At 34.5% G+C, this 10,600-nt stretch carries 6 protein-coding genes; 3 read left to right on the forward strand and 3 right to left on the reverse strand.

The genetic code is table 11. The features are described 5' to 3' along the window. Window positions 1-255 precede the first annotated feature (255 nt). From INQ51_RS21550 to INQ51_RS21560, 3 genes are read left to right on the forward strand one after another with little or no spacing between them, the layout of a single operon-like run. On the forward strand, window positions 256-522 hold the full coding sequence (locus tag INQ51_RS21550) for a RyR domain-containing protein (protein ID WP_233380057.1): 267 nt from the start codon (window positions 256-258) through the stop codon (window positions 520-522). Next, window positions 519-2,567 (forward strand): hypothetical protein, encoded by a 2,049-nt coding sequence (locus tag INQ51_RS21555; protein WP_233380058.1) that lies wholly within the window; start codon window positions 519-521, stop codon window positions 2,565-2,567. Before INQ51_RS21550 ends, INQ51_RS21555 begins: the two co-directional genes overlap by 4 nt. Window positions 2,568-2,608: 41 nt before the next feature. Then, window positions 2,609-7,141: a TIR domain-containing protein gene (locus tag INQ51_RS21560; RefSeq protein WP_233380059.1), complete on the forward strand. Its 4,533-nt coding sequence runs from the start codon at window positions 2,609-2,611 to the stop codon at window positions 7,139-7,141. A gap of 75 nt (window positions 7,142-7,216) precedes the next feature. Here the strand turns inward: INQ51_RS21560 and INQ51_RS21565 are convergent, their stop codons facing one another. From INQ51_RS21565 to INQ51_RS21575, 3 genes are all read right to left on the reverse strand, one after another. Continuing rightward, window positions 7,217-8,200: a lipoate--protein ligase gene (locus INQ51_RS21565; protein ID WP_233380060.1), complete on the reverse strand. Its 984-nt coding sequence runs from the start codon at window positions 8,198-8,200 to the stop codon at window positions 7,217-7,219. A gap of 95 nt (window positions 8,201-8,295) precedes the next feature. Beyond that, window positions 8,296-8,832 carry a glutathione peroxidase gene (locus INQ51_RS21570; RefSeq protein WP_233380061.1) on the reverse strand — a complete coding sequence of 179 codons (537 nt, stop codon included), beginning with the start codon at window positions 8,830-8,832 and terminating at the stop codon, window positions 8,296-8,298. A 224-nt stretch (window positions 8,833-9,056) separates the two neighbouring features. Beyond that, the coding region (locus INQ51_RS21575; protein ID WP_233380062.1) for a T9SS type A sorting domain-containing protein at window positions 9,057-10,600 on the reverse strand (1,544 nt) is incomplete at its 5' end.

The raw sequence follows: 10,600 nt of genomic DNA on the forward strand, positions 1-10,600 counted from the left end.
CCCTGCAAATACCTACATATACTTGGTTTTGCAACACTTACAACTCTTTATAAAAAAACACAATCTAATTAACAGTCGAGGCAACAACATTTTATATTTCCTCAGCTTGACATATTAATTATTACTAAATAATGATTAGTTTAGTAGACACAGAAATCGGAATCAATATACCAGACTATAATCCCAAATATGTTATAGCCTAACAAAGATGTGTTTCCTAATTAATAATGCGAACCAACTAAAAAACCAGAGTATATGGATGAGGAAACGAACATACCTGTATCTCTTCAAAAATTAATAGAAGAATTAGCAGAAAATGTCCATGAAACATGGATGGAAGCCCGAATTAAAGAAGGCTGGGTTTGGGGAGAGAAAAGAAACGAAGATAAAAAGACTCATCCATGTATCATTCCTTATGAGCAATTGCCAGAATTTGAAAAAGATTACGACAGGAAGACTGCCATAGAAACGATTAAATTTATTATTAATGCTGGCTACCAGATAAATAAAATAAACATATGATATTCAAAAATATAAGTTCTTGTTCCTGGGTTAAGTATAAATATGACAGAGCCATTTCAGGATCATGGAGCAGACAAATTAAATTTCTTTTTGCAATTATCCTGCTTTGGTTTATCCTTCTTTTTATTGGCAGTCTGTTTTTTGCTAGCAATATTCAAACAAACAACTTTGCTTCGGAACAAATAGAACATGTACAAGAAGAAATCCAAGGTAATAACGTTATTCCTGGCGATGATTTTAACAGTTCCATGGATAGCCGTTTTTGGGGTATTTTTTCTCAATTCATTGATCCCGGGAATGTTCATATGGCAAATAAAAACAGGAGGTGGTATGCAGCCTTTGTTGCTTTAATAGGAGTAGTATTCTTTAATGGTCTTCTTATCTCAACTCTATCAAATATGCTGGAACGAAGAGTAGATCGTATCAAAGCAGGTTTAATTCGTTACAAATTGAAAAATCACTTGTTAATACTTGGCTACGAAGATTACATAATTGCCGTAATTAAAAATTTTACGATAAAAAATCCGGGGAAGAAAATTATTATACAAACATCTGCATACCCGGCTGATTTAAGTAAACGTATTAACATTCTGCTGGATGAAAAAGAACGTAAATCAATATTATACTATCAATGTAATAGGGATTCAAGTGAGGATATCGGTCAAATGTATCCTGAATATGCTTCTTCAATTTACATACTGGGAGAAGTACATGACCGAGAAAGAGATAATAAAAATTTATTTTGCTTTAAACAAATCCAAAATAGGATTGGTAAATCCTTTAATGAAAAATACAATGGAAACGAATCAAATATTCCTTTACCTATTTATCTTTTTATTGAAGATCATGCTATATATGACATTACAAAAGATTACAATTTAGAAAGAAGGGATTTAATTAATTACAGGTTAGTTAACTACTACGAAGAATGGAGCCGTAGAATATTTGCCGACCCACAGAGCATTCATCCCGATAAAAATGATTTGTTTAGATCATCTGTTCCAGCAGAAAAATTTCAAAAAAACTCAAAAAATAAACTGGAAATAATTATTGTTGGATTTAATACAATGGGGCAAAGTATTGCAAGAAATGCTGTGAGATTGTTGCATCTCCTAAATCATTCAACAACAAAAATTACAATAATCGATAAAAGAGCAAATGAGCTTTTTGAAGAATTCTCTACTAATTATCCGGGATTTGAATTGTTATATGATATTGAATTTAATACAATTCAAAACAATTTCTTTTCAAAACAAGTACAAGATTATATCCAAAACATTCACAAGCAAAAAGAAATTATTCCATATATCATAATTACATTGGGAAACACGAGCGAAGCTTTTAAGCTGGCACTCAATCTTCCTAAAGCCGTTTTTGAAAGCAAAACTCCGGTTTGGGTTCGACAAGAAATTGCAGAGGGTGGAGAGCTTCTCAAGAGTGCAAAAATACCACCTAAAGAACTTGAGCAAGCTGAACGAAATAATGTATATGCAAATCTCTTCTTTTTTGGAATGCTGGACACTGAGCTAATGGCATTAAACGATTATCAGACCAGAGAGCATTTAGCCAAAACAGCCCACAATACATATTTAGAGGCAGCTGCAAAAATGAATTGGCTTGTTCAGGGAGAACCTAATAAGCCCGACGAATTGCCATACGAGGAACTAGCAGAAATGTACAAATGGTCGAACCGACACCTTGCCGACAGCTACATATTAAAACTTAGAAGTCTGGGATATTTTTTAATTGAAAATAAGGGCTATGACGATTCACTTTACGAAGAGGTTCGAAATATAGATGAAGATAATAAAGAAGCTATGGCTCAAAGCGAACATGCCCGCTATGTTGGTGAAAGAATTATGGCCAGGTGGACACATGGCCCCAGAAATGATGATTTTAAAACCCATCCCGATATTTTAACATGGGAGAATCTTTCAATAACAAACCATCAAGTACAAGATTACGATAGGGAATTAGTTTTAAATATGATTAGGAATTTAAATGAGAATGGATTTATTGTACTAAAGGAGAAAAAGAGAGAATAATTATGGCATGTTCTGTTTTTATAAGTTATAGAAGAGAAATTATGAACGATCCTTCGATTAACTATCGCATGTTTATGGATCATTTTCATTCAACTCTAATGCATCTCGTTGCAAATATCAAACAAAACACAAATATTTTCTACGATAAGAGAACTATACCTGAGGGTAAAAAATGGAACGAAAGCATTAAAGAACATGCCGAAAATTCAGATGCCATGATTATAATAATACATGACAACTGGGAAGAGTCTTTTTTGAAGAAAAAAAACGCCACGGATGGAGATTGGGTAAAAAAAGAAATACTATGTGCATTAGAAAATCCAAACACCGCGATATACCCAATCCGTATCAATCGCACAAAAGAAATTGAAAAAACAGATGAACGGATACCTGAGGAAATAAGGTTACATACAAATGCCGATAATCTTTTTTACGCCCAAAATAATATAATACTGAAGGTTAACCAAGAAGAAGATTTACTGAATAAACTAAATTCGCTTGTTGATGCAATAAGTGAATGCTATAATAAAAAGAGTTCCACTGCTACATTTCTGCCGCAAATAATAAAGAAAGGAGTACAAATAACGCCTGAAGATATACTAAGTGAGCGGGGAAAAATTGAGAAAGGTTTTCGAGAACGATATTATTTCTCCAGAGTTATTGTTGATGATAAAATTGGGGAATTATTAGAATCAAAAAAAAGAGTACTTATATATGGAAAATCAATGTCCGGAAAATCACGGGCGATTTACAAATACATAAAAGATCACAAGAAAGATGCAAACATTATCCTTGTAAATAATGATAATATTGAAAAATTACATAAAGCAGTAGAAAATGATACTCATGAAAAAATTGCTTTGACGAATGGAGTTGTAATAATGGATGAGATATATCGGCTGAATTATCATAATTCCAATAAATTTCAAATTATTTATGAAAAACTAAAAAGTCTCCCAATACTTGCAAGTTGTACCGAAGATGAATACAAGTTACTTAGAAAGAGTAGAGAGACAAGTGATTTTGTTAACAATATCACAGATCCAAAGTTTTTCGGGCATATTAACATCCCCCCCCTGTCAACTGAAGAAATTCAGAGGATAAAAAAAGAGTTAGGATTAGATAGAGAGGCTAACGCAGATACTATAGGTACTCTTTTAGGTGTTGAAACGCCATGGCATAGAATAGACGATGAAATAGCTGAAGACAGCCTCCCGGGGAAAATACTTGATGCGATAAAAAACATTGGATTTATTAAAACCGGCAACGTTGACTTAAAAGATGTGTTGAATTACTTAAGTAGCGAAAATGAAAGTTACAATTCGAGAGACATAGAAGGCGCAGTAAACAGACTGGTCGATTTTGGGGTAATTCTTTCTTTTGAAAAAGGTTCTTATTGTCAGGATTTGGAATTGAAGATTGATCCCTTATTTAAAAAAGAGAGAATCGATACACTAATTTACCATACAGTAAAAAGTCAAATATTAGAAAATTACAAAACAAACAAAAACATCGCCCGGCTAATTGCTAAAACAAAGGATCAAAGGATTATAGATGACCTTCACAATAACCATATAATTAAAGATGAAGATAATATACATTGGGTGCACAATGCTTGGGTACAACAAAAATTTGATGATTTCGAAAAAGCAAAAGAAAAGTTTGAGAGTATTTATGGGCAAGAAGTAATTTTTGACATTGTAACATATAAAACATTGGCACGCTTATGTAAAAAAGACGAAGATATTAAATATGTGTTAGAACATGCACACAAGATACCTAACACCGATTATGAAACTGACGAAGCATACTTTCAACCCAAAAGAAACCTCATTTTAAATGAACTGTTGCGCAATCACTCAATCGACAAAATTAAGAAAATCGGAAATGATATACCTCAAAAAATAGAATTTCAATATAACACTAATACTTATCTATTGATTTTAAAATCAATAACAGACAAGGAAGAAGCGAAAAAGTATTATTACAATAATAACCTGCAGAGAGAACTCAAGGCGGCAAAAGAACTCATCAGAAAATTCAACTTGAATCTTTCTGAGTATCAGGAATTCATAAAAGGTTTTTTCTCAACTGAACATGAAAATTTAGATAACAAAAATGAAATTCAAATCCTTTTTAATTTATCGTTGAAACACTGTCGTTCCGGATACATAGAACTTTACAAATGGGGAAAAGAACAAGAAATTGAACCTGACCATATAACAACAAATACAATATTATCTAAATTCCCTAATAAAGGAAAATTAATCAACGAATTAAAAAAAGACAAGGATCTTTTTAATATTCGTATTCTAAATAGTTTGATCCAGAATTCAATTACATTCTCCCAGGCTTATGAATGGTTTGAACGAATCCAAGCACCTGATGATTACTCTTATAATTTCTTAATCAGCAAAATCAAAACAAAAAATGATTACGAAACAATAAAAAGAAAATTAAGAGATGCTGGGAAACGGTTTGAATACGCTTTGGGAAGCTTAGTTAATATCAGATTAAAAATGGGATACCAACCCGTTGAGATTTTCAATGAGTTTGAAGAAGAAACGAATCGAAATGTTTTTGAGTTTAATTATATCATTATAGGTGAATTAATAAAAAACACAACAACAAAAGAAGCGGCATTTGAAATATATCAGCAGGCTCTTAAAAAGAAATACGAATTACCTATTGACATTTACAACCAACTAATTAACATTGAAGATAAAGGAGATATTGAACTTATCGGTTTTTGCGAGAAAAAATTTAAAAACGAAATTGATATTTATTTCTACAAAGCCATACTTGGTAATTTAAGCTATCCACAGACAATCAGAGATAAATATTATCAAGCGTATATTACTAAAATAAAAGAAGATAAGCTTGAATTCGATGAAAATTGTATCCTTAACTACTTAAAATCAGAATCAACTTTTTCAGACAAGCTTTCAAAATCAGAAACTATTCAAGAAGATTATAAATTTGAATATACACCTCTTTTCATAACCGAAATAACGAAAGGCTTCAAAAATGAATATGAAGCAATAATTAGTTTTGGAAAAGAGAATAAACTACCGACTAAAGTTGTAAGCAACGTGATAACGTACCTTGTAAATGAAAAGAAACAAGGTATTTTAAACACACTTAAGGATTTCGATAAAGAAGGGATACTAACTTCATTCTCGCTCAACAAAACACTAAAACTGTTTACTGATAATCATAAAAACGTAACAAAAAAAGGAATTGAGACTTTTAGCGAGGATCAAAATCAAACCAAATATGAATTCATACAAACTGTAATAGAAACTTTCAATACAAAAGAATACTTAACAAGACCGGATATAGCAACTTATGCAGAATGGATTAACTGTGCTGACACCTTTGAGAAAGCTAAGTTTGCTTATGAAGCTTGTTTAAATTCAAGAATCAAACCTAACCACCGGCTTTATATTAACCTGCTAAAAAAAGCCGATAATATTGAAAACTTTGAAGATATATTCTCTCTTTTATCAGAAGAAATATTAATGCCAAACAAAGAGAGTTTAGATACAACGAATCTGCAAAGTACATTTAACATTTGGTATGATTTTATTGAAAAAAGAGTTGAAAATGAACAAGAAAAAAACAACTGTCATAAAAATCGTAAAAAAAATGAATTGGAATTTGGATACGAAGAAGATAGCTATAGGCTAACATCAATAATCAAATATGATAATTATAAAGGAGTAAAAGAATGGTTGGAAGAAATCTCGAAAAACGGGAATCGGAATATTGAAGTGTACAATACCCTTATTTATAAATGCAAAAATTTAAACGAGTTAAACGATGTATACACAACTATTAAAAAAGACTTTTTCATAGGGTTCAATATCGATTCTTTTCTGAGAATTTTTATTCAAACATCTAAGTTTTCCAACGATAATCAATCTGTTTTTGAATTCCTATATGAAGTAGCAATTAAATTAAAAGAATTTTTGCCCGAAGCCCCAACTGATAAAGACAAGAACAAGTTAAGAACTATTGCAAATCATTGGAGCTTTAAATGTACTTCTCTTAATAATCTCAAACGCATAAAAGAATTCTTCCCTCATTGGAAAATTAAAATATGTGAGGAGACGGAAGTTATTTTGGACAATATCTCGAAAACTATTTCAACGTTGGAGGATGCATCTTTTTTATATGAGCATTCTTCTGGTAATCGAGCAAAGAGAAATGAGCTATATGAAAATCTATGTATAAATAATTGCAAAGAAGAAGTACAAAAGAGAAATGAACAATTAGCTGATTGCACAACCATCGATGAACTTAAAGTGCTAAAAGAGCGATATCCACTATTGAAAGTTTCATCAGACAATAGAAATATTTGGTATCAAAATTTAATAAAAACAATCACAACATTACAGAATGCCAAACACTTTATACATTGTATCAAGAGACCAAGACATTTCAATGTAACAGATTTAGTATACCAACTACAAACTAATGCAGATAGAAAAGAATTCTTTCATTTTATAGAAAAGGAATATCCAGAGATCAACTACAATCAATCCCGAATAAAGAAAATTTTGAATGATTAATAAAGAAAATTCTTAAAGTTAACTATCCCAAGGCACGCCAAGGGATATTACGTCAAAATCCTTTGAATTAATTTTTTACCTGAACAGATCAATTACTTCATCTACCGTTACATTACCAAAATAGTCGGTCAAATTTGCCCATGAAAGAATTTGGTGTATGTGGTCCGTTTCGTGCTTTTCGCCAAGTAATTTTTCTTCCAATTCTTCGATGGGCTTCGAAGCAAAGAAATCGCCAAAAATCTTAATGTTCTGAATAATCCCTCTTTTTACATCTAAATGAAGTTCGATAAAACCAGCCGACACTTTAATTGCTTTGTTGAAATCGTAAGAAGGAGAAACGCCAAAATTCCATTTCCAGGTACTGTATTTTTCGCTTGCCAACTTTTTAATCCCTTCCATCTCCTCCGGAAGCAATTGATGTATGCTTGCATCTTTGTTTTCTTTCAGAATTTGATCGACCAATAGCTTCTTAAACGAATCCACGGTCGTTTTTTCCGGCAAATACTCAATCAGGTTGGTTACACGTGCCCGAACTGACTTAACCGCTTTATCCTTAAATTTTAATGGATTTATTTTCAGAGCCTCACTTAAAACGCTCATTTCCGAGTTCAGCAAAATAGTCCCGTGTTGAATGACTTTTCCGTTGCGGGCCAGTTTGGCATTCCCGCTAAACTTTTTCCCGTCAACAACCAGGTCGTTTCGGCCTTCGAGCTTGGCCTGAACACCCAAACCATTTAATAAATCAACTACCGGTTGCGTAAATTTTGAGAAATCCAGGAAATCATCGACTTCGGATGGTGCATGAAATGAAAAATTCAGATTTCCCAAATCGTGATAAACAGCACCCCCTCCCGACATTCTTCGCACCACCTTTATGTTGTTTTTCGAAACGTATTCAAGGTTAATTTCAGCAAGCGTATTCTGAAATCGCCCCACAATAATCGAAGGCGCGTTTATATACAATAAGAATATCTCCTGGTCGGGATATTTATTTAGCAAGTACTCTTCCGATGCAATATTAAAATAGGCATCGTTCGACGGTGAATCAATAATCAGCATGAATCAGAAATTTCGCCAAAAATAAAAATTTCAAGAAGATTAACTCTTGAAAGTAAGGGATAACCTTTTTGATAAACCAAAGGGCAATCGCCCTTTTAATTCTTGAGCCAACCAACAATCCTCACGTCATCGGGTTTGACCTTTGGCTCAACTACATCAACCAGGTTCCCCTCTTCATCAATTAAATATTTTTGAAAATTCCAGCTCACCTTCGAATCCATTTTTCCGTTTTTGCTTTTTTGGGTGAGCCACTGATAAAGCGGGCAAATATCATCGCCCTTTACCGAGACTTTCTCCATCATCGGAAAAGTAACCCCATAGTTCTTTTCGCAAAACTCCATTATGTCTTCATTTGATCCCGGCTCCTGGTTGGCAAAATTATTGGCAGGAAATCCAATGATCACAAATTGCTCTCCTCCGTACGTTTTATATAATTCTTCAAGTTGTTTATACTGAGGAGTCAGGCCACATTTCGATGCAGTATTAACCACTAAAACTTTCTTTCCCTTTAGTGATGAAAGTTTAAAGTCTTTTCCTTCGATGTCTTTTACAACAAAGTCGTAAAATCCCGGTTGGCCATAGGACATTATCACGATCAACATGAATAAGCTCAAGAACATTGTTTTTTTCATCGGTAATTTTTTAAAATTCACTATCCATCAATCAATAACACAGGTAAAAACAAGCACCACAAACAAATGTTCGGAGATGCTTGATCGCTTTTACCTATGCCTGATAAAAAGAAAGAGGCTGCTCCACTGAGCCAGCCTCTAATCTTACTTTTTAAAGTAGAACCTCCCGAAATCAACTACTCTTAATATTTGCAATAATTGATCTATTTAAAGTCGTATGAGTATTATTCATTTCGGTAAATGATCTTTCCTATTTGTATATTTCCTTCCACATTCAGTCGGTAGAGGTAAATTCCTGAGGATTCAGAATCAGGTCTGTACTGAACTTTCTGCTCTACTCCTGCTTCGATATACTGATCGATCAAGGTAGCCACTCTCTGACCTACCATGTTGTGAATTTCCAGAACTGCATGTCCGCTTACCGGAGATACGAATTCGATATTCACTTTATCGCTGAATGGATTCGGATATACTCTTAATTCAGATTCGACTGTCGGATTTGTTTCAATAGTACTTGCTGACTTCTTTCCTTTCGAATTTGTTTGTTCTGCTGCAGTGTTGTTATCACATGTACTATCATCGAATACTGCATCGTAAGTATTTCCATCATCAACACCTGGCCTTTCACTACATCTGCAAACCTCCTCACAAGTAACCGCATGAGCAATTACATAGAAGTTTTCATCGACATTTGTGAAGGTTACAACAATGTTCTTTGAATGCTCAAGCGATCCGCTGTTGGCAGTAAATTGCCCCGGAGCAACGGTAGGAACATAAGATTTCCCTTTCTTTTGTAACGGGAACATTCCACATCCTACATAAGTATGAGCTTCGGACATTGCATAACCATCGGCAATCATATACTCAACAGTTAACGAACTTCCGGCAGCATCATAAGTCACTTGCACAGTTCCAACAGAATCACCTTTTTCCGTTTCACAATGAGCAGCACCTGCCCAAAGTGTCAGATAAATTGTTGTATCCTGACCTCCCGTTTGGATGTAATTAGACCATCCCCAACGATCGAAACCATTGTCAAGGAAGCAATTTGCACCTTCTCCTGCCATTTTTCCGAAAGCAGTTTCGCAATTGTCATATTTGTCGATACGATTAACAATAGTTGTTGTATCCCTGGCAACATTACCACAATCATCCGTTACTTCGAAATAGTAATAAGCCATTTGCTCACAAATATTTGTATCATCTTGTACTGACATCCACGCAGTATCTGTGCCTGCTCCACTACACTCGTCATACCAACTTGCCACCAGGTATTCCGGGAATTCTCCATTACAATATTCCTGATCGTCAGGAGCTGTAATTTCAGGATCGGTCAGATCAACTTTCCAGGTGTAAGTTACATATGCTGTATCGCTGTTGCCACACTCGTCCATCACGGTATACATGAAGGTCTGGCTCTTGTCGCAGTCACCTCCTTCTACCTGACCCGGAGTACATACCACATCCGAAGAAATGTCTCCGTCGCAGTTGTCACTCGCGGTTACTCCCTGGTCACAGCTTGGTAAAACTTCCGGGTTACAGCCCAGATCGCCGCCTGTTGGTACATCGGCCAGTACAGGATCGGTCACATCAACTTTCCAGGTATAAGTTACATACGCTGTATCGCTGTTGCCACACTCATCCATAACGGTATACATGAAAGTCTGGCTCTTGTCGCAGTCGCCGCCTTCTACCTGGCCCGGGGTACATACCACATCCGAAGAAATGTCTCCGTCGCAGTTGTCACTCGCCGTTACTCCTGCATCGC

The organism is Maribellus sp. CM-23, from assembly GCF_021354595.1.
Taxonomy (GTDB): domain Bacteria; phylum Bacteroidota; class Bacteroidia; order Bacteroidales; family Prolixibacteraceae; genus Draconibacterium.

Excerpts from the sequence above, each read along its gene's own strand:
- INQ51_RS21550 (WP_233380057.1), top strand. The coding sequence starts at position 256 with ATGGATGAGGAAACGAACATACCTGTATCTCTTCAAAAATTAATAGAA.
- INQ51_RS21555 (WP_233380058.1), top strand. The coding sequence starts at position 519 with ATGATATTCAAAAATATAAGTTCTTGTTCCTGGGTTAAGTATAAATAT.
- INQ51_RS21560 (WP_233380059.1), top strand. The coding sequence starts at position 2,609 with ATGAACGATCCTTCGATTAACTATCGCATGTTTATGGATCATTTTCAT.
- INQ51_RS21565 (WP_233380060.1), bottom strand. The coding sequence starts at position 8,200 with ATGCTGATTATTGATTCACCGTCGAACGATGCCTATTTTAATATTGCA.
- INQ51_RS21570 (WP_233380061.1), bottom strand. The coding sequence starts at position 8,832 with ATGAAAAAAACAATGTTCTTGAGCTTATTCATGTTGATCGTGATAATG.